The organism is Gallaecimonas kandeliae (assembly GCF_030450055.1).
Lineage (GTDB): Bacteria > Pseudomonadota > Gammaproteobacteria > Enterobacterales > Gallaecimonadaceae > Gallaecimonas > Gallaecimonas kandeliae.
In genome coordinates this window covers 1,730,158-1,748,952 of record NZ_CP118480.1, presented here as the reverse complement: position 1 = coordinate 1,748,952, position 18,795 = coordinate 1,730,158, and the positions used below count along the sequence as shown (strand labels likewise).

Here is an 18,795-nt window from a genome sequence, read left to right as displayed (position 1 = left end):
TTTTCTTAACCGATATGGGTCTTGCCGCCCAGGTAGGGGCGCAGCACTTGTGGTACCTCGATGCGACCGTCGGCTGTCTGGTAGTTTTCCATCACCGCCACCAGGGTGCGGCCCACCGCCAGGCCGGAGCCGTTGAGGGTGTGCACCAGCTCGGGCTTGCCGGTCTCGGGATTGCGGAAACGGGCCTGCATGCGCCTGGCCTGGAAATCGCCGACGTTGGAGCAGCTGGAGATCTCGCGGTAGGTGTTCTGGGCCGGCAGCCAGACTTCCAGGTCGAAGGTCTTGGTGGCGCCGAAGCCCATGTCACCGGTGCAAAGGGCGACAGTGCGATAAGGCAGGCCCAGCTTCTCCAGCACCTTTTCGGCGTGGCCTGTCATTTCGTCCAGGGCCGCGAAGGAGGTGTCGGGGTGCACTATCTGCACCATTTCCACCTTGTCGAACTGGTGCATGCGGATAAGGCCACGGGTGTCACGGCCATAGGAGCCGGCCTCAGAGCGGAAGCAGGGGCTGTGGGCGGTGAACTTCAGCGGCAGGCTGGCGGCCTCGACGATTTCGTCGCGCACCAGGTTGGTCAGCGGCACCTCGGCGGTAGGAATGAGGGACAGCTGCTGGCGCTCTTCGGTGGCCGGCTTGATATTGAACAGATCCTCGCCGAACTTGGGCAGCTGGCCGGTGCCTTTGAGGCTGTCTTCGTTGACCAGATAAGGCACATAGGTCTCGAGGTAGCCGTGCTCCTCGGTGTGGAGATCCAGCATGAACTGGGCCAGGGCCCGGTGCAGCTTGGCCAGCTCACCGCGCATCACCACGAAGCGGGAGCCGGACAGCTTGACGCCGTCCTCGAAGGACAGGCCGCCCAGGCTGGTGCCCAGATCGACGTGGTCCTTGACCTCGAAGTCGAAGCTGCGGGGGCTGCCCCAGCGGCGCACTTCGACGTTCTCGCTCTCGTCCTTGCCCACAGGCACGGACGCGTGCGGCAGGTTGGGAATGGCCATGGTGATGGCGTCCCAGTCGGCCAGCACCTGATCCAACTCGGCCTTGGCGGCGTCCAGCTCGTCGTTGATCTGGCTGACGGCGGCGCGCAGCGGGGCTATGTCTTCGCCGCTGCGGGCGGCCAGGCCTATGGCCTTGGAGCGGGTGTTGCGCTCGTTCTGCAGCTCCTGGGTACGCACCTGCAGGGCTTTGCGTTTCTCTTCCAGGGCTTCGATGGCGGCCACGTCCAGCTTGAAGCCGCGGGTGGCAAGGCGCTCGGCTGTGGTGGCCAGCTCCAAGCGCAGAAATTTGTTATCCAGCATGGTGTTGTTTCAGGTCCGTTCAGTCTTGGGGCAGTGTATCAGAGCCCTCGGCGGTGGTGTAGCGCTGCACCGGGCTTTGGCTGTCTCGCTCGGCCAGATAGGCGAGCTTTTCGCCGATTTTCAGTTCCAGGCCGCGGTTGCTGGGCTGGTAGTAGCGCCTGTCCTTGAGCGCTTCGGGGAAGAAGTTCTCGCCGGCGGCGTAGGCGCCGGGCTCAAAGTGGGCATAGCGGTAATCGGCGCCATGGCCCAGCTCTTCCATCAGCTTGGTGGGGGCGTTGCGCAGGTGCAGCGGCACCGGCAGGTCCCCGGCCTCCCTGGCGTCCTTGCGGGCGGCCTTGAAGGCGGTGTAGACGGCGTTGGATTTGGGGGCGCAGGCCATGTAGACGGCGGCCTGGGCTATGGCCCTCTCCCCTTCGGCGGGGCCGACCCGGGTAAAGGTGTCCCAGGCGTTGAGGCCTATGGTCAGGGCCTTGGGGTCGGCGTTGCCGATGTCCTCGGAGGCGATGGCCAGCAGCCGGCGGGCCACATAGAGGGGATCGCAGCCCCCTTCGAGCATCCGGCAATACCAGTAGAGGGCGGCGTCCGGCGCCGAGCCGCGCACCGACTTGTGAAAGGCGGAGATCATGTCATAGAAGAGGTCGCCACCCTTATCAAAGCGGTTGACCTCCCTACCCAAGGTGCCGGCGATAAGATCCTTGGTGATACGGCCGTCGTCCGCCATGTCCGACAGCATCTCGAGGTAATTGAGGGCCCGGCGGGCGTCGCCCCCGGCCATCTTCACCAGCACCGCCAGAGCCTCTTCATCCAGGCTAAGGCCGGACAGGCCCTCAGGCACCGACAGGGCCCGCAGCAAGAGGCCGCGGATATCGCCCTCTTCCAGCGCTTTCAATACATAGACCCGGGCCCGGGACAACAAGGCGCCGTTCAGCTCGAAAGAGGGGTTCTCGGTGGTGGCGCCGATGAAGATGATGGTGCCGTCTTCGATATGGGGCAGGAAGGCGTCCTGCTGGGACTTATTGAAGCGGTGCACCTCGTCCACGAACAGCAATGTCTTGCGGGCACGGGCCTTGGCCGCCTCTATGGCGGCGCGGATGTCCTTGACGCCGCTGGTCACGGCCGAGATCCGTTCCACCTCGGCGTCGGCATAACGGGCGATAAGCTCGGCCAGGGTGGTCTTGCCGGTGCCGGGCGGCCCCCAGAGGATCATGGAGTGGGGCTTGCCCGCCTCCAGGGCGCGGCGCAGCGCCTTGCCCTCGCCCACCAGGTGCTGCTGGCCCACATAGTCTTCGAAGCGCCTGGGGCGCATCCGCGCCGCCAGGGGTTCGACAGGGCCGTCGCCGAAGTCGAAACCCAGGTTCATCGCTGGTCGTCTACCGCCACCCCGGCGGGGGGGGTGAAGTGGAACTGGACGGCCGCATCTGTGGTGCGGGGGGCCTTGAAGCCGGTGAAGGTGACGGTGTTCTGCTGGCCGGAGGCGTCATGGATCACCAGGCCCGCCACCTTGTCGCCGTCAAACTTCACGGTCAGGGCCGTGACGTAGGCGTCCTTCTCGTCTTTCGGGGAGATGGAGAAGTCCTTGCCCTCGGCCTTGATGTCGAACTGGTCCCAGATCTTGGGATCCTGGCTGGAGAGCAGCAGCATGGGGGTGCGGCCCACGGCCTGGGTCGGGGAATAGAGGGTGACCTGCTCGACGAAGGGGTTGTAGAGCCAGAGGGTCTTGCCGTCCGAGACCATCAGGGTCTCGTCGGGGGACTGGGTGTGCCAGTAGAGCTTCTGGGGGCGCTCCACGGCCATCTCCCCCTGGGCTTCCATGGCCAGGTTGCCGTCGCCGTCCACCACCTTCTGGGTGAAGTGGGCGGAGAAGCTGTCGAAGCCGGCCAGTTTGGCCTTGAGGGCGGCGGCATCGTCCGCCAGGGCGGAACTGCTGGCCAACAGCAGGGCCAGGGACATCAAGCGCATATCAATCTCCGTGGTGGGGCACCAGCACATCGCGGTTGCCGTTGTGGCCGGCGCTCGAGACGATGCCGGCCATTTCCATCTGTTCTATGAGGCGGGCGGCGCGGTTGTAGCCGATCTTGAGCTTGCGCTGCACGCTGGATATGGAGCCGCGGCGGCTCTCGATGACGAAGGCCACGGCCTCGTCGTAGAGGGGGTCCTGCTCGCCGTCTTCGTCCATGGATTCGCCCGGCAGCAAGGTTTCCTGGGTCATCTCGCCACTCAAGATGGCGTCGATGTACTGGGGCTTGCCGCGTTTCTTCCAGTCTTCCACCACCCTGTGTACCTCGTGGTCGTCCACGAAGGCGCCGTGGACTCGGGTCGGAACCCCTGAGCCCGGCGGCAGGTAGAGCATGTCGCCTTGGCCCAGCAGGCTTTCGGCGCCCTGCTGGTCGAGGATGGTGCGCGAATCTATCTTACTGGACACCTGGAAGGCGATACGGGTGGGGATGTTGGCCTTGATAAGGCCGGTGATGACGTCTACCGAGGGGCGCTGGGTGGCCAGGATCAGGTGGATGCCGGCCGCCCTCGCCTTCTGGGCGATACGGGCGATAAGCTCTTCCACCTTCTTGCCGACGATCATCATCATGTCGGCGAATTCGTCCACCACCACCACGATGCGCGGCAGGGGCCCGAGGTCCGGCGCCTCGGTCTCCATGGAGGCGTTAGGGTTCCACATGGGATCCTTGATGGGCTGGCCCTCTAGAATGGCGTCCTTGACCTTCTTGTTGAAGCCCTTGAGGTTACGGACCCCCAGCAGCGACATCAGCTTGTAGCGGCGCTCCATCTCGCCGACGCACCAGCGCAGGGCGTTGGCGGCGTCTTTCATGTCGGTAACCACCTCGGCCAAGAGATGGGGTATGCCTTCGTAGACCGACAGCTCCAGCATCTTGGGGTCGATCATGATGAGGCGCACGTCCTCCGGGGTGCTCTTGTAGAGGAGCGACACCAGCATGACGTTGACCCCCACCGACTTACCCGAGCCTGTGGTACCGGCCACCAGCAGGTGCGGCATCTTGCCGAGGTCCACCACCACCGAATTGCCGGCGATGTCCTTGCCCAGCACCATGGCGAGCGGCGAGTCGTTGTTGTTGAACTTGTCGTCGTTGATGACTTCGGAGAGGTACACCACTTCCCGGTGCTTGTTGGGCACTTCCAGGCCGATCACCGACTTGCCGGGTATGACTTCCACCACCCGCACCGAGATGGCGGACAGGGCCCGGGCCAGGTCCTTGGAGAGGTTGGAGATCTTGGAGACCTTGACGCCGGGGGCGAGATCCAGCTCGAAACGGGTGATGACGGGGCCGGGGTGGACGTCCACCACGTTGGCCTGGACCCCGAAGTCCAGCAGCTTTTCCTCCACCAGGCGGGAGACGGCGTCCAGCTCTTCCTGGCTGATGGGGTTGCGGTTCTTGTCGGGCCTGTCCAGCAGATCCATGGACGGCAGGGGCAGCAGCTCGCCCTGCCCTGCTTCTTGGCCGTCGGCCATGGCCGCCGCCAGGCTCTGTGGGAAGTCAGCCTTGGGAGCAGCCGCGGGGGCAGCCTTGGGCGCCGGCTTATGCACTTGCTTGGGCGCCAGGGCGACCTCGCTGTCTGCCGCGCCGGGCTCGTCCAGCCAGGGCAGATCCAGTTCGTCGTCATCGCCCGGCAGGGACAGGCTGAGCTCAGGATCGCTACCGAAGTTGAAGCTGGGTTCGGCGTCGAACTCGGGCTCGCTGGCCTTGGCTTCTTCGGCAGCGCTGCTGTCGAGGGCGTTGCCGATGGCCAGCACCGGCTCCTTGATGCGGGGCAGCTTGCGGGCCGGCTCGGCCTGACTTTCTTCCTGCGGCTCGGCGTCCAGCACCTGGTCGGCGCGGCTGCGCTGGGCTATGCCGGCCAGGCGCTGCCAGGTCCAGGAAGCGCCTTCCACCACCAGGGCGCCGAGGCGGTCCACCACCGCCACCCAGGACAGGCCCGTCATCATGGTGATGCCGACGGCGGTGAGGCCCAGCAGGATAAGGAGGGTGCCGACGAAGTTGAACCAGGGGCGAAGGGCCGTAGCCACCAGGTCGCCGATAAGGCCACCGGCGGAATAGGTGTGGATGTCACCAAGATAAACGGAACAGAGGCCCGCCAGGCCCAGCAGGGTCAGCACGGTGCCGATAAGGCGCAGCCCCGCCGCCAGGTAGTCGATGTCCATCAGGGTGCGGTAATGGCGGAAGCAGAACCAGCCACACAGGGCCACCCCAAAGGGCAACAGGTAGGCCAGCAGGCCGGTGCCGAACAGCAGTATGTCCGCCACCCAGGCGCCTATGGTGCCGGCGGCGTTTTGGATCTGGCCGGGCACGCCGGTCTGGGACCAGCCGGGATCGGCCGGGTTGAAGCTGGCCAGGGCCACCAGCAGGAACAGGGAAAAAAGGGTGCACAGCACCAAACCGGCTTCCAGCAGCCGCTGTACCCCTGATAAACGTCTGAGCTCCATGCGCTCCAAAGACCCCACTCCAAACTTGCTTCTTATCTTGGCGATGATACCAGCCTCACCCATTGATCAGTACCTTGGATACACTCTTTACTTCTTCCATCACCACGTAGGTTCGGGTCTCCTTGACCCCCGGCAACCGCAGCAGGGTTTCCCCCAATAATTCGCGGTAGGCAGACATATCTGCTACCCGGGTCTTGAGGAGGTAGTCGAAATCACCAGAAACCAGGTGGCACTCCTGGATGATGTCGAGCTTCTGCACCGCCAGGTTGAATTGGTCGAACACCTCGGAACTGGTGCGCTCCAATGTCACCTCCACGAAGACCAGCAGCGCCGAGCCCAGGTAACGTGGGTTGATGATGGCCGCATAACCCTGAATGAAGCCTTGCCGTTCGAGCCTTTTTACCCTTTCCAAACAAGGCGTTGGGGAGAGCCCGACGCGCCTGGATAATTCCACGTTGGACAGCCGGCCGTCATTTTGCAGCTCTTTCAATATGTTGCGATCGATGCGGTCAAGCTCTTTGACCCCTTTTTTGGCGGATGACAGCATAAATCCTCTAGCGCACTGGGCCACATCAGCACAAAATACTGAAAAATCCCTAAATAAAGCAACCTATTCTCTAGGGTGCTCCCTATACTAGCCGCACTTTCCACTACCTGTTTGATAACAAAGGAAACAGCAGATGATCATCGGCGTACCTAAAGAGATTAAGAACCACGAATACCGCGTCGGCATGGTGCCCGCTTCCGTCCGCGAGCTGGTCAACCACGGCCACCAGGTTCTGGTTGAAACCAACGCCGGCCTCGGCATCGGTTTTACCGATGAAGATTACGTCGCCGCCGGCGCCGGTATCCTGGCCACCGCCGAAGAGGTGTTCGCCAAGGCCGAGATGATCGTCAAGGTCAAAGAGCCCCTGGCCCAGGAACGCGCCCGCCTGCGCCAAGACCAACTGCTGTTCACCTATCTGCACCTGGCCCCCGACCTGGCCCAGACCGAAGATCTGGTCAAGTCCGGCGCCGTCTGCATCGCCTATGAAACCGTCACCGACGATCGCGGCGGCCTGCCCCTGCTGGCCCCCATGTCCGAAGTAGCCGGCCGCATGTCCATCCAGGCCGGAGCCCAGGCCCTGGAAAAATCCCGCGGTGGCCGTGGCGTACTGATCTCCGGCGTCCCCGGCACTGAACCTGCCAAGGTCGTCATCATCGGTGGCGGTGTGGTGGGTTCCAACGCTGCCCGCATGGCTGTCGGCATGCGCGCCGACGTTACCATCCTCGACCGTTCCATCGACACCCTGCGCCGCCTGGACGCCGAGTTCGGTGGCCGCGCCAAGGTGCTGTACTCCACCGCTGACGCCCTGGAGCACCACGTGCTGGAAGCCGATCTCGTGATCGGTGCCGTACTGATCCCCGGCGCCGCCGCGCCCAAGCTGGTCACCGCCGACCACATCAAGCGCATGAAGCAAGGCGCTGCCATCGTTGACGTCGCCATCGACCAGGGCGGCTGCTTCGAGACTTCCAAGGCCACCACCCACGCCGAACCCACCTACATCGTTGACGACGTGGTGCACTACTGCGTAGCCAACATGCCTGGCGCCGTGGCCCGTACCTCCACCTTCGCCCTGAACAACGCCACCCTGCCCTACATCATCAAACTGGCCAACAAGGGCTACAAACAAGCCCTGCTGGACGACAAGCACCTGCTGGCCGGTCTGAACGTGATGCACGGCAAGGTCACCTGCAAAGAAGTGGCCGAAGCCCACAAGCTGGCCTTCACCGAGCCCATGAGCCTGCTGAACACTTAAGCGATTAGCTGGATCGGAAAACCCCCGCCTCGCCGGGGGTTTTTTGTTTGCGCCCTTTTCCCTAGAATGCGCTCAACGATTTGCAAGGAGTCTCTATGAAACACGCTCGCCTGATGATCCTGGGCTCAGGCCCTGCTGGCTACACCGCCGCCGTCTATGCCGCGCGCGCCAACCTCAACCCTGTGCTGATCACCGGTATGCAGCAGGGCGGCCAGCTGACCACCACCACCGAAGTGGAAAACTGGCCCGGCGACGCCGACGACCTGACCGGCCCTCTGCTGATGGAGCGGATGCAGCGTCACGCCGAGAAGTTCAACACCGAGATCCTCTTCGACCACATCAACGAAGTGGACTTCAACCAGCGCCCCTTCATCCTCAAGGGTGACAACGGCGAGTACTCCTGCGACGCCCTGATCATCGCCACCGGCGCCTCCGCCAAATACCTGGGCCTGGAATCCGAGACCACCTTCGCCGGTCGCGGCGTTTCCGCCTGCGCCACCTGCGACGGTTTCTTCTACCGCAACCAGAAGGTGGCTGTAGTGGGCGGCGGCAACACCGCCGTTGAAGAGGCCCTGTATCTCGCCAACATCGCGTCCGAAGTGCACCTGGTGCACCGCCGCGACAGCTTCCGCGCCGAGAAGATCCTCATCGACCGCCTGCACAAGAAGGTCGAAGAGGGCAAAATCGTGCTGCACCTCAACCGCACCCTGGACGAAGTGCTGGGCGACGACATGGGCGTCACCGCCGTACGCCTGGCCTCCACCATTGGTGAAACTTCTGAAGACGTGGCCGTGGCCGGTTGCTTCATCGCCATAGGCCACAAGCCCAACACCGACATCTTCGCCGGCCAGCTGGAGATGAAGGACGGCTACCTCAAGGTCCAAAGCGGCCTGGAAGGCAACGCCACCCAGACCTCCGTCCCCGGCGTCTTCGCCTGTGGTGACGTCATGGACCATATCTACCGTCAGGCCATCACCTCCGCCGGCACCGGCTGCATGGCGGCCCTGGACGCCGAGCGTTATCTCGACGGCCTGGCAGGCTAAACATCGAGCTTCACGAAACAAGGGCCGCTATCGCGGCCCTTTCAGTTAGCGCTACACTCAAAAAAGACATCGACGCCCTTAGATCGCCATGACCATAGCGTTGCCTGAACTGCCCGACAATCCCTGCCTCTTTCCCGATCCTGTCCACGCCCTGGATCAACCCAACGGCTTGCTGGCGTTTGGTGGCGATCTCTCCCCTACCCGGCTGATGGCGGCCTACCGGCTGGGGATCTTCCCCTGGTTCAACCCGGGCGAACCCATCCTCTGGTGGTCCCCCAATCCCCGCGGCGTGATAGCGCCGGGGGAAGTGGTGATCAACACCAGCCTGCGAAAATGGCTGCGCAAGACCCCCTACCGCTACCGCTGCAATACCGCCTTCGACCAGGTGCTGGGCGGCTGCGCCGCCCCCCGTGAGGGCCAGAGCGGTACCTGGCTGAGCCCGCAGATGCGCACCGCCTACAACCGCCTCCACGGCCTGGGCTTTGCCCACAGCGTCGAGGTCTGGCTGGAAGACAAACTGGTGGGGGGCCTCTATGGCGTGACGGTGGGCAATATCTTCTGCGGCGAGTCCATGTTCCACCGCCACCCCAATGCCTCCAAGGCCGCCTTTGTGGCCCTGCACGCCCACCTCGAGGGCAAGGCGGCCCTCATCGATTGCCAGCTGATGAACCCCCACCTGGCGCGGCTCGGGGTGTACGAAATGCCCAGGGCCCAGTATCTGGCCCTGCTGGCCGCCGAACGCGACAGGCCCATGGCGCCTGAACTCTGGATCCCGGGAGAATGGCCATGTCCGTTAACCTCCTGAAGGGCCTTTACTGCGGCCTCACCAAACCCTTCCCCTGTGCCTACCTGCCGGGCAAGGACGAGCAGCTGCTGGTGGTCACTCAGTCACCCATGGATGCCGAGCGCTACGAGGTGCTGCTGGCCATGGGCTTTCGTCGCAACGGCTCCGACGTCTACCGCCCCTACTGCAACCAGTGCCAGGCCTGCCAGTCGTTGCGGGTGGATGTGAAGGCCTTCGAGCCGGACCGGCGCCAGCGGCGCATCCTGAAAAAGAACAGCGATCTCAGCTTGCGTATCGAGCATGTGCTGCGGCACCAACACTTCGATCTCTATTGCCGCTACATCAATGCCCGCCACCAGGACGGCGGCATGTATCCGCCGTCGGAGAGCCAGCTCACCCATTTCGCCAAGGCCACTTGGCTGCCCTTGACCTTACTCTGCCTTTACCGAGGGCGGCAGCTGATGGCCTGTGCTATCACCGATGAAACCCCGGGGGTCTACTCGGCCCTTTACACTTTCTTTGATCCGGATGAGGAGAAGCGCTCTCTGGGCACCCTGGGGGTGCTGATGCAGCTGGAGGCGGCGAAACGGCGGGGTAAGAGTTGGCTCTACCTTGGTTACCAGATAGATGAATGCACTAAAATGAATTACAAGACGCAGTACCTGCCCCACGAGCGATACAAGGGCGGCGCGTGGCAACGCTTTACACCCGGGGCCAGTTAGGGCAAGATCTGCGCCGATTTATGGTAACAAGAGGTTTTGCATCTAAATGTCGAAAGAAGACGTGATTGAGTTGCAGGGGACTATCCTGGAGACCCTGCCCAACACCATGTTCCGCGTCGAGCTCGAGAACGGCCACGTGGTAACCGCCCATATCTCCGGTAAAATGCGCAAGAACTACATCCGCATCCTGACCGGGGACACCGTTACCGTGCAGATGACGCCGTACGACCTGAGCAAGGGCCGCATCGTCTTTCGGCAGCGTTGATGACGAGCCGCTAAAAAACCCGCCAGTTGGCGGGTTTTTGTTTTTGCTCTCAGGCCGTGGTGGCGGCTGCCTGGCCTTCCACCTCGAGGCGCAAATCGCCGTCCTTGACGCCGACCAGCACCTTGCCACCTTCCGACAGCTTGCCGAACAGCAGCTCGTTGGCCAGGGGCTTCTTGAGATGCTCCTGGATGACGCGGGCCATGGGCCTGGCGCCCATGGCATGGTCGTAGCCCTTTTCCGCCAGCCAGGTCTTGGCCTCGGCATCCACTTCCATGGTGACGCCTCTGGCATCCAACTGGGCCTCCAGCTCGGCCAGGAACTTCTCCACCACCTGGGCGATAACGGCCGGGCTCAAATGGTTGAACCAGATGATGCCGTCCAGGCGGTTACGGAATTCCGGCGAGAAGATGCGGTTGATCTCGGCAAGGGCCGTGTCGTCGTGTTCCACCGCCTTGAAGCCCATGGACTTGCGCTCGGTTTCCCGCACGCCGGCGTTGGTGGTCATCACCAGGATCACGTTACGGAAATCCGCCTTGCGGCCGTTGTTGTCGGTCAGGGTGCCGTTGTCCATCACCTGCAGTAGCAAGTTGAAGACATCGGGGTGGGCCTTCTCTATCTCGTCCAGCAGCACCACCGAATGGGGGTGCTTGATGACCGCTTCGGTCAAGAGGCCGCCCTGGTCATAGCCCACGTAACCCGGAGGGGCACCGATGAGCCGGGACACAGTGTGGCGCTCCATGTACTCGGACATGTCGAAGCGAATGAGCTCCACTCCCATCTGCCGGGCCAGCTGCTGGGTGACCTCGGTCTTGCCCACGCCGGTAGGGCCGGCAAAGAGGAAGGAGCCCACCGGCTTGTGCTCGACGCCGAGGCCGGCACGGCTGAGGCGGATGCTGGCTGACAGGGCCTCTATGGCTTGATCCTGGCCGAACACCACCAGCTTTAGGTTGCGGTCCAGAGCCTCCAGGGTGTTCTTGTCGTTGCTGGACACGGATTTTTCCGGGATCCGCGCCATCCGGGCCACCACAGATTCGATATCCGCTTCGTTGACCGTCTTGCGCCGCTTGGGCATCAGGCGGGCACGGGCGCCCGCCTCGTCTATGACATCGATGGCCTTGTCGGGCAGGTGGCGCTCGTTGATGTACTTGGCGGACAGCTCGGCAGCCGCCTTCAGGGCCCCCTGGGTGTAGCGCACATCGTGGTGTTCCTCGTAATGGCCCTTGAGGCCTTGGAGGATCTTGATGGTGTCCGCCACTGTGGGTTCCACTATGTCTATCTTCTGGAAACGCCGGGCCAGGGCCACATCTTTTTCGAAGATGCCGCGGTATTCCTGGTAGGTGGTGGAGCCCATGCACTTGATGTTGCCGGACGCCAGCAGCGGCTTGATGAGGTTGGAGGCGTCGGTCTGGCCGCCGGAAGCGGCGCCGGCACCGATCAGGGTGTGGATCTCATCGATGAAGAGGATGGCCCCTTCTTCTTCCTTCAGTTCCTTCAAGAGGCCCTTGAAGCGCTTCTCGAAGTCGCCACGGTATTTGGTGCCGGCCAGCAGGGCTCCCATGTCCAGGGAATAGACGGTGCAGTGCTCTATGAGTTCGGGCACTTCGCCGTCGACGATGCGCTTGGCCAGGCCCTCGGCGATAGCGGTCTTGCCGACGCCGGCCTCCCCCACGAACAGCGGGTTGTTCTTACGGCGGCGGCACAGCACCTGGATGGTACGCTCCAGCTCCGCCTCACGGCCGATCAGAGGGTCGATGCGACCACTGCGGGCCAGTTCGTTGAGGTTGTTGGTGAGCATCTCCAGGTAACTTTCGGCCTTGCCCTCCCCTTCCAGCTCCTTGGGCTGAGGCTCGCTGGCGCTGGGTTCGTCTTCCTGCTTGCGCACCCCGTGGGAGATGTAGTTGACCACGTCCAGGCGGGTGATGTCGGCCTTGCGCAAGATGTAGACGGCCTGACTCTCCTGTTCGCCGAAGATGGCCACCAGCACGTTGGCGCCGGTCACCTCCTCCTTGCCGGAACTCTGGACATGGAAAACGGCCCGCTGCAGCACCCGTTGGAAACCCAGGGTCGGTTGGGTCTCGCGATCGTCGTCGTCTTCAGGAATGCGGGGAGTTGTCTGGTCAATGAAACTGCCAAGCTCGGAACGCAGCTGCGCCAGATCGGCGCCGCAGGCGAGGAGGGCCTCGGCCGCGGCGCTGTTGTCCAGCAGCGTCATCAGAAGGTGCTCAACAGTGAGGTATTCGTGCCGTTCGTTCCTGGCCCGACGGAAAGCGTCGTTCAGGCTCTGCTCCAGCTCTTTGTTCAACATATGCGCCCCCTTGAGTTACAGCATGGGTCAAGCCGGTTCCATGGCACAGAGCAAGGGATGGCCATTGTCCCTCGCGAATCGATTCACCTGGGCGACCTTGGTTTCGGCCACGTCGGCGCTGAAGACACCACAGACTCCCTTGCCCTGATAGTGTACGGACAACATCACCTGGGTGGCCTTCTCGTGATCCATGCTGAAGAAACGCTGCAGCACCAGTACCACGAAATCCATAGGGGTGTAGTCATCGTTCATCAATACCACCTTGTACATGGGCGCTCTTTTGAGCGCCGGGTCGGCGGTTTTTGTCTGCTCTTTATGTTGAATATCGGTACTGCCGGCCATGCTTTTCAAGTCCTAGGGCTGCATTTTTTACCAACCATGCATCAGCACAGCCTCGTTGTTAACCTGTTGTTAAAAAAACTTGACTCCGTTTTTTTCTCCACTAAATTGTACTTTGAGGTAGGTCGGGGCTCCACTTTTTAGCGGTAACCGACTGCAGGAAAACAGGTATATAGACGACGGGAATGACGTATGGCTACCGGAACAGTCAAATGGTTTAACAACGCCAAGGGATTCGGTTTCATTTGCCCCGAAGGGGGTGGTGAGGATGTCTTTGCGCACTACTCCACTATCCAGATGGACGGCTATCGTACTTTGAAGGCCGGCCAGGAAGTGGACTTCGATATGAGCCAAGGCCCCAAGGGCTACCACGCGGTGAATATCAAGCCCAACGAGAAATGAGCCGGTAGTCACCGGTCGTAACGAAAGCCCGAAAGGGCTTTTTTATTGCAAAAAAAAAACCGCCGGCAGCTGCCGGCGGTCTTGCCTTCACATCAGCTGCCTTGTCAGAGGGCGGCCAGGGCGGCATTGAAGGTAGCGCTGGGGCGCATGGCCTTGGCGGCGAGATCCGCATCAGGCTTGTAGTAGCCGCCGATGTCCATGGCAACGCCTTGGGCACCGTTCAGCTCACCGACGATGGTCTCTTCTTCACGGCTCAGGGTCTCGGCCAGGGCAGCGAACTGGGCTTTGAGCTCGCTGTCCTTGTCCTGGGCGGCCAAGGCCTGGGCCCAGTACTGGGCCAGGAAGAAGTGGCTGCCGCGGTTGTCGATCTGACCGACCTTGCGAGCAGGAGACTTGTTGTTGTCCAGGAACTTGGCGGTAGCGGCGTCCAGGGTGTCGGCCAGGACCTTGGCCTTGGCGTTACCGGCGAACTCGGCCAGGTGCTCCAAGGACGCGGCCAGGGCCAGGAACTCGCCCAGGGAATCCCAACGCAGGTAGTTTTCCTTTTCGAACTGCTGCACGTGCTTGGGCGCAGAGCCGCCGGCACCGGTCTCGAAGAGGCCACCACCGTTCATCAGCGGCACTATGGACAGCATCTTGGCGCTGGTGCCGAGCTCGAGGATGGGGAAGAGGTCGGTCAGGTAGTCACGCAGCACGTTACCGGTAACGGAGATGGTGTCCTTGCCTTCTTTCATGCGCTGCAAGGAGAAGCGAGTGGCTTCCTCCGGGCTCATGATCTGGATGTCCAGGCCGTTGGTATCGTGCTCGGGCAGGTAGGCCTTGACCTTCTTGATGATCTCGCTGTCGTGGCCACGGTCCTCGTCCAGCCAGAAGACGGCCGGGGTGCCGGTGGCGCGGGCGCGGTTGACAGCCAGCTTGACCCAGTCACGGATGGGGGCGTCTTTGGTCTGGCACATGCGCCAGATGTCGCCTGCTTCCACGTCGTGGGCCATCAGCACCTGGCCGTTCTGGTCGACAACCTGCACAGTGCCGGCGGCGCCGATCTCGAAGGTCTTGTCGTGGGAACCGTATTCCTCGGCCTTCTGGGCCATCAGGCCGACGTTGGGCACGCTGCCCATGGTGCGGGGATCGAAGGCGCCGTTTTCCTTACAGAAGGCGATGGTTTCCTGGTAGACGCCGGCGTAGCAGCGGTCGGGGATCACTGCCTTGGTGTCCTGCTGCTTGCCTTCGCTGTTCCACATTTGGCCGGAGGCACGGATCATGGCCGGCATGGAGGCGTCGATGATGACATCGGAAGGCACATGCAGGTTGGTGATGCCGCGGTCGGAGTCCACCATGGCCAGGGCCGGGCTTTGGTCGTAGACGGCCTTCAGATCCGCTTCGATGGCCTCACGCTGCTCGGTAGGCAGTTGAGCGATACGGGCATAGACGTCACCGATACCGTTGTTGGCATCCACACCCAGCTCTTTGAAGAGATCGGCGTGCTTGGCGAAGACGTCCTTGTAGAACACCTTGACGGCGTGGCCGAAGATGATGGGGTCTGAGACCTTCATCATGGTGGCCTTCATGTGCAGGGAGAAGAGCACGCCTTTGGCCTTGGCGTCTTCGATCTCTTTTGCGAAGAAGTCGCAGAGGGCGTTCTTGCTGATGGTGGAGGCGTCGATGACTTCACCGGCCAGCAGGGCCAGCTTGTCTTTCAGTACCTTGACCTGGCCGTCCTTCTGCACCAGTTCGATGCGGATGCTGCCGGCGTCTTTCATGGTCACGGACTTCTCGGAACCGTAGAAGTCGCCGTGGTCCATGCTGGACACGTGAGACTGGGAATCCTTGGCCCATGCGCCCATGGAGTGGGGGTGCTTGCGGGCATATTGCTTGACGGAGGCCGGGGCGCGGCGATCGGAGTTACCTTCACGCAGCACGGGGTTGACGGCGCTGCCTTTGACCTTGTCGTACTTGGCCTGGATGGCCTTTTCTTCGTCGTTCTTGGGCTCTTCGGGGTACTCGGGCAGGGCATAGCCCTTGGCCTGCAGTTCCTTGATGGCCGCCTTGAGCTGGGGTACGGAGGCGCTGATGTTGGGCAGCTTGATGATGTTGGCTTCGGGAGTCTTGGCCAGTTCGCCCAGCTCGGCCAGGTCGTCACCGATGCGCTGGGCTTCGGTCAGGTACTCGGGAAAGGTGGCGATGATACGACCGGCCAGGGAGATATCCCGGGTCTCCATCTCGACACCGGCCTTGGCGGCAAAAGCTTCGATGATGGGCAGCAGCGACTGGGTCGCCAGGGCCGGCGCTTCGTCGGTGATGGTGTAGATGATCGTGGACTTGCCTGTTGTCATGTTACGGCTTCCTAAGCTTGGTGTGGCGAAAGGACTTCGCATCAGGCCCCGGCTGTGGTTTTTTATCCTTATCCCGGGACCGGCTAGAAAAGGGTGCGCGGATTATAACAACAACGCCCGATTTTTTGCTGCCTTGGAATTGGGGTACGACCAGTTGCCGAGTTTTTGTACAGCTCGCATTTTTGCGGGCTTTGGCCGCTCCAGCCCTTGGTGCTAGGCTTGCGCCAATCGCCCTTAACGAAGGCTTCCTCCCTTGCCAAAAGCTCCAGCCAAAGGCCCCTTCAAACCCAGGCCGCAGCGCCGCAAGCCACCTGCACCCACGGGGCCGCCCAGGCTACTGCTGTTCAACAAACCCTTCGATGTGCTCTGCCAGTTCACCGACGAAGCGGGCCGCCAGACCCTCAAGGACTTCGTCGATGTGCCTGGCGTCTATGCCGCCGGCCGCCTGGACAGGGACTCCGAAGGCCTCTTGCTGCTCACCAACGACGGTGCCCTCAACGCCCGCCTGACCCAGCCCGGCAAAAAGACCGAAAAGACCTATTGGGTGCAGGTGGAAGGAGCGCCGACCGACGCCGATCTCGAGCCGCTAAGAAAAGGGGTCGTGCTCAACGACGGCCCTACCCTGCCGGCCAAGGTGCGGCTGCTAGACGAGCCCGAGCTTTGGCCCCGCAACCCGCCGGTGCGCTTTAGAAAAAGCATCCCCACCCAGTGGCTGGAGATCCGCATCACCGAAGGGCGTAACCGCCAGGTGCGGCGCATGACGGCCCATATCGGCTTTCCCACCTTGCGCCTGGTGCGGGTCGCCATAGGCCCCTACCGGCTGGACGATATCCCGAGCGGGCAGTACAGGGAGCTGACCCCATGATCCAGGCCGCTACCATCGCTTGGGTCATAGAGGCACAGGGTCTTTACCTTGTGGTGGAAGAGGATATCGACGGCCAATCGGTGTTCAACCAACCTGCCGGCCACTGGGAGAGTGGCGAATCCCTGCTGGAGGCCGCCAAGCGGGAGCTGAAAGAAGAGACGGGCCTTCAGCTCGAACCCCAGGGCCTCTTGGGGCTCTACCGGCTGGAGCTGCCCCACAAGACCTTCTGGCGCCACGTCTTTTATGCCCGGCTGCCGGCGCCGCTGGCGGCCAATCCACAAGACCCTGACATCCTCGCCTGCCATTGGCTGAGCAAAGCCGAGCTTGAAAAAAGCCCCCTTCGCAGCCATCTGGTATTGGCGGCCATCGAGGATTTCGAGGCCGGTGTCCATCATCCCCTGTCCGTGCTGCGCGGCGCTTAGGCTTTTGCTACAATGCGCGCACTTTTTTCGCCGAGGTTGTGAAGTCCAATGAGCGACAAACCCCTTTCCCAGACCAAAGTCATCGTCGGCATGTCCGGCGGCGTCGATTCCTCCGTGTCCGCCTACCTCTTGCAGGCCCAGGGCTACCAGGTGGAAGGTCTGTTCATGAAGAACTGGGAAGAGGACGACGACACCGACTACTGCACGGCCGCCGAGGACATGGCGGACGCCCAAGCGGTGTGCGACAAGCTCGGCATCAAGCTGCACAAGATCAACTTCGCCGCCGAATACTGGGACAACGTCTTCGAGTATTTCCTGGCCGAGTACAAAGCCGGCCGGACCCCCAACCCGGACATCATGTGCAACAAGGAAATCAAGTTCAAAGCCTTCCTGAACTTCGCCGCCGATGCCCTGGGTGCCGACTACATCGCCACAGGCCACTATGTGCGCCGCCGCTGCCATGAAGGTCACTGGCAGATGCTGCGCGGCCTGGACGCCAACAAGGACCAGTCCTACTTCCTCTATACCCTGGGGGAAGAGCATATAGCCCAGACCTTGTTCCCGGTCGGCGACCTGCCCAAGCCAGAGGTGCGCAAGATCGCCGAGCAGCAGGGGCTCATCACCGCCAAGAAAAAGGACAGCACCGGCATCTGCTTTATCGGTGAGCGCAAGTTCAAGGACTTCCTGCAGCGCTTCCTGCCGGCCCAGCCCGGTGACATCGAGACCCCCCAAGGGGACGTCATAGGCCGCCACGAAGGCTTGATGTACCACACCCTGGGCCAGCGCAAGGGCCTTGGCATCGGCGGCATGAAAGACGCCGGCGACGAGCCTTGGTACGTGGTGGACAAGGACGTGGCGCGCAACGTGCTGATCGTCGGCCAGGGCCACGACCATCCGTTGCTCTTCTCCGACGGCCTCATCGCCACCCAGCTCGACTGGGTCGACCGCAAGGGCCCACAAGGCCCGGTCAAGATTACCGTCAAGACCCGCTACCGCCAGCAGGACATCCCCTGCACCGTCCAACCTTTGGAAAACGGTGACGTCAAGGTGCTGTTCGACGAGCCGCAGATCGCCGTCACCCCCGGCCAGAGCGCCGTCTTCTATGACGGCGAGGTCTGCCTGGGCGGCGGCATCATCAACAGCTACATCCGGGGTGGCCAATGAGCCGCGCCATGGCCCTGGCCGCCGCCGCCCAGGCGGTGAGCCTGGTACAAAAGATCGCCCGCCAGGGCAGCTGCGACAACGACCAACTGCTGGCCGTGGTCAAAGGCATTTTGGTCACAGATCCCGAGCGCCCCGCAGACGTCTATGAAGGGGCAAACCTCGACGCAGGCTACCGCCTGGTCATAGAGCTGCTGGGAGACGCGTCCCGCAACAAAGACCCGGAGCTCACCCGTTACCTTATCGGCCTCTTGGCCCTGGAACGTCGCCTCGCCAAGCGCCGCGACGTGCTGGCCCTGATGGGCGAGCGCATCAACCAGGTCAAGCGCCAAGTCAGCCACTATGGCCTCGAGGACGAGAAGGTCCTCGGCAACCTGGCCGACATCTATGTCGAACTCATCAGTCCCCTGGGTGCGCGCATCCAGGTGGCTGGTTCCCCTATCCATCTGCAACAAGGCCTCAACCAGGCCAAGGTACGGGCCGCCCTGCTGGCCGGTATCCGCGCCCTGGTGCTCTGGCGACAGCTGGGCGGCAGCCGCTGGCAGCTGCTCTTCAAGCGCCGCGCCCTGGTCGATGAGGCACGCCAAGCCCTAAGGAGCCACTAAAC

General features: G+C 62.5%; 18 protein-coding genes. 10 read left to right on the top strand and 8 right to left on the bottom strand.

Translation table 11 applies throughout. The annotated features are described in order from the left end of the window. Positions 1-5: 5 nt before the first annotated feature. From serS to lrp, 5 genes are read right to left on the bottom strand one after another with little or no spacing between them, the layout of a single operon-like run. Positions 6-1,292 carry a serine--tRNA ligase gene (gene serS, locus PVT67_RS08485; protein WP_301499467.1) on the bottom strand — a complete coding sequence of 429 codons (1,287 nt, stop codon included), beginning with the start codon at positions 1,290-1,292 and terminating at the stop codon, positions 6-8. A 19-nt stretch (positions 1,293-1,311) separates the two neighbouring features. Beyond that, complete coding sequence (locus PVT67_RS08480) at positions 1,312-2,652, bottom strand: replication-associated recombination protein A (protein ID WP_301499466.1); 1,341 nt, start codon at positions 2,650-2,652, stop codon at positions 1,312-1,314. Continuing rightward, positions 2,649-3,251 (bottom strand): outer membrane lipoprotein periplasmic chaperone LolA, encoded by a 603-nt coding sequence (gene lolA / locus PVT67_RS08475; RefSeq protein ID WP_301499465.1) that lies wholly within the window; start codon positions 3,249-3,251, stop codon positions 2,649-2,651. The genes PVT67_RS08480 and lolA overlap by 4 nt, the downstream gene beginning before the upstream one ends. A 1-nt stretch (position 3,252) precedes the next feature. Then, entirely contained in the window at positions 3,253-5,748 is a 2,496-nt protein-coding gene (locus PVT67_RS08470) for a DNA translocase FtsK (protein ID WP_301499464.1), read from the bottom strand. 55 nt (positions 5,749-5,803) lie between these two features. Next, positions 5,804-6,295, bottom strand: coding sequence for a leucine-responsive transcriptional regulator Lrp (gene lrp, locus PVT67_RS08465; protein ID WP_301499463.1), 492 nt, complete (start codon positions 6,293-6,295; stop codon positions 5,804-5,806). A gap of 133 nt (positions 6,296-6,428) precedes the next feature. Between lrp and ald the strand changes: the two genes are divergently transcribed. The 5 genes from ald to infA all read left to right on the top strand — a co-directional run bounded on the left by ald (position 6,429) and on the right by infA (position 10,361). After that, a complete protein-coding gene (gene ald, locus PVT67_RS08460) occupies positions 6,429-7,547 on the top strand; it encodes an alanine dehydrogenase (protein WP_301499462.1) in 1,119 nt (372 codons plus the stop codon). 95 nt (positions 7,548-7,642) lie between these two features. Then, positions 7,643-8,590 carry a thioredoxin-disulfide reductase gene (trxB, locus tag PVT67_RS08455; RefSeq protein WP_301499461.1) on the top strand — a complete coding sequence of 316 codons (948 nt, stop codon included), beginning with the start codon at positions 7,643-7,645 and terminating at the stop codon, positions 8,588-8,590. Positions 8,591-8,684: 94 nt separating this feature from the next. Continuing rightward, positions 8,685-9,395, top strand: a complete 711-nt coding sequence (aat, locus tag PVT67_RS08450; RefSeq protein WP_419181035.1) for a leucyl/phenylalanyl-tRNA--protein transferase — start codon at positions 8,685-8,687, stop codon at positions 9,393-9,395. Continuing rightward, positions 9,377-10,096, top strand: a complete 720-nt coding sequence (locus PVT67_RS08445) for an arginyltransferase (RefSeq protein ID WP_301499459.1) — start codon at positions 9,377-9,379, stop codon at positions 10,094-10,096. The genes aat and PVT67_RS08445 overlap by 19 nt, the downstream gene beginning before the upstream one ends. A gap of 46 nt (positions 10,097-10,142) precedes the next feature. Next, positions 10,143-10,361: a translation initiation factor IF-1 gene (gene infA / locus PVT67_RS08440; RefSeq protein WP_008482294.1), complete on the top strand. Its 219-nt coding sequence runs from the start codon at positions 10,143-10,145 to the stop codon at positions 10,359-10,361. Between the two features lie 49 nt (positions 10,362-10,410). Here the strand turns inward: infA and clpA are convergent, their stop codons facing one another. Beyond that, positions 10,411-12,666, bottom strand: a complete 2,256-nt coding sequence (clpA, locus tag PVT67_RS08435) for an ATP-dependent Clp protease ATP-binding subunit ClpA (protein ID WP_301499458.1) — start codon at positions 12,664-12,666, stop codon at positions 10,411-10,413. 27 nt (positions 12,667-12,693) lie between these two features. Then, positions 12,694-13,008, bottom strand: coding sequence for an ATP-dependent Clp protease adapter ClpS (gene clpS / locus PVT67_RS08430; protein WP_301499457.1), 315 nt, complete (start codon positions 13,006-13,008; stop codon positions 12,694-12,696). A gap of 189 nt (positions 13,009-13,197) precedes the next feature. Here clpS and cspD point away from each other — a divergent pair, with 189 nt between their 5' ends. Further along, entirely contained in the window at positions 13,198-13,407 is a 210-nt protein-coding gene (cspD, locus tag PVT67_RS08425) for a cold shock domain-containing protein CspD (RefSeq protein ID WP_301499456.1), read from the top strand. 104 nt (positions 13,408-13,511) lie between these two features. Here cspD and PVT67_RS08420 read toward each other — a convergent pair whose 3' ends face one another. Next, positions 13,512-15,740: an NADP-dependent isocitrate dehydrogenase gene (locus tag PVT67_RS08420; RefSeq protein WP_301499455.1), complete on the bottom strand. Its 2,229-nt coding sequence runs from the start codon at positions 15,738-15,740 to the stop codon at positions 13,512-13,514. Positions 15,741-15,993: 253 nt separating this feature from the next. Here PVT67_RS08420 and rluE point away from each other — a divergent pair, with 253 nt between their 5' ends. From rluE to hflD, 4 genes are read left to right on the top strand one after another with little or no spacing between them, the layout of a single operon-like run. Continuing rightward, a complete protein-coding gene (rluE, locus tag PVT67_RS08415) occupies positions 15,994-16,605 on the top strand; it encodes a 23S rRNA pseudouridine(2457) synthase RluE (RefSeq protein ID WP_336407825.1) in 612 nt (203 codons plus the stop codon). After that, positions 16,602-17,027 carry an NUDIX domain-containing protein gene (locus PVT67_RS08410; RefSeq protein ID WP_301499454.1) on the top strand — a complete coding sequence of 142 codons (426 nt, stop codon included), beginning with the start codon at positions 16,602-16,604 and terminating at the stop codon, positions 17,025-17,027. The genes rluE and PVT67_RS08410 overlap by 4 nt, the downstream gene beginning before the upstream one ends. Before the next feature lie 48 nt (positions 17,028-17,075). Beyond that, positions 17,076-18,191, top strand: a complete 1,116-nt coding sequence (mnmA, locus tag PVT67_RS08405) for a tRNA 2-thiouridine(34) synthase MnmA (protein WP_301499453.1) — start codon at positions 17,076-17,078, stop codon at positions 18,189-18,191. Next, entirely contained in the window at positions 18,188-18,793 is a 606-nt protein-coding gene (gene hflD / locus PVT67_RS08400) for a high frequency lysogenization protein HflD (protein ID WP_301499452.1), read from the top strand. Before mnmA ends, hflD begins: the two co-directional genes overlap by 4 nt. Positions 18,794-18,795 lie beyond the last annotated feature (2 nt).

Coding starts and splice junctions, on each gene's coding strand:
- serS (WP_301499467.1), bottom strand. CDS start 1,292: ATGCTGGATAACAAATTTCTGCGCTTGGAGCTGGCCACCACAGCCGAG.
- PVT67_RS08480 (WP_301499466.1), bottom strand. CDS start 2,652: ATGAACCTGGGTTTCGACTTCGGCGACGGCCCTGTCGAACCCCTGGCG.
- lolA (WP_301499465.1), bottom strand. CDS start 3,251: ATGCGCTTGATGTCCCTGGCCCTGCTGTTGGCCAGCAGTTCCGCCCTG.
- PVT67_RS08470 (WP_301499464.1), bottom strand. CDS start 5,748: ATGGAGCTCAGACGTTTATCAGGGGTACAGCGGCTGCTGGAAGCCGGT.
- lrp (WP_301499463.1), bottom strand. CDS start 6,295: ATGCTGTCATCCGCCAAAAAAGGGGTCAAAGAGCTTGACCGCATCGAT.
- ald (WP_301499462.1), top strand. CDS start 6,429: ATGATCATCGGCGTACCTAAAGAGATTAAGAACCACGAATACCGCGTC.
- trxB (WP_301499461.1), top strand. CDS start 7,643: ATGAAACACGCTCGCCTGATGATCCTGGGCTCAGGCCCTGCTGGCTAC.
- PVT67_RS08445 (WP_301499459.1), top strand. CDS start 9,377: ATGTCCGTTAACCTCCTGAAGGGCCTTTACTGCGGCCTCACCAAACCC.
- infA (WP_008482294.1), top strand. CDS start 10,143: ATGTCGAAAGAAGACGTGATTGAGTTGCAGGGGACTATCCTGGAGACC.
- clpA (WP_301499458.1), bottom strand. CDS start 12,666: ATGTTGAACAAAGAGCTGGAGCAGAGCCTGAACGACGCTTTCCGTCGG.
- clpS (WP_301499457.1), bottom strand. CDS start 13,008: ATGGCCGGCAGTACCGATATTCAACATAAAGAGCAGACAAAAACCGCC.
- cspD (WP_301499456.1), top strand. CDS start 13,198: ATGGCTACCGGAACAGTCAAATGGTTTAACAACGCCAAGGGATTCGGT.
- PVT67_RS08420 (WP_301499455.1), bottom strand. CDS start 15,740: ATGACAACAGGCAAGTCCACGATCATCTACACCATCACCGACGAAGCG.
- PVT67_RS08410 (WP_301499454.1), top strand. CDS start 16,602: ATGATCCAGGCCGCTACCATCGCTTGGGTCATAGAGGCACAGGGTCTT.
- mnmA (WP_301499453.1), top strand. CDS start 17,076: ATGAGCGACAAACCCCTTTCCCAGACCAAAGTCATCGTCGGCATGTCC.
- hflD (WP_301499452.1), top strand. CDS start 18,188: ATGAGCCGCGCCATGGCCCTGGCCGCCGCCGCCCAGGCGGTGAGCCTG.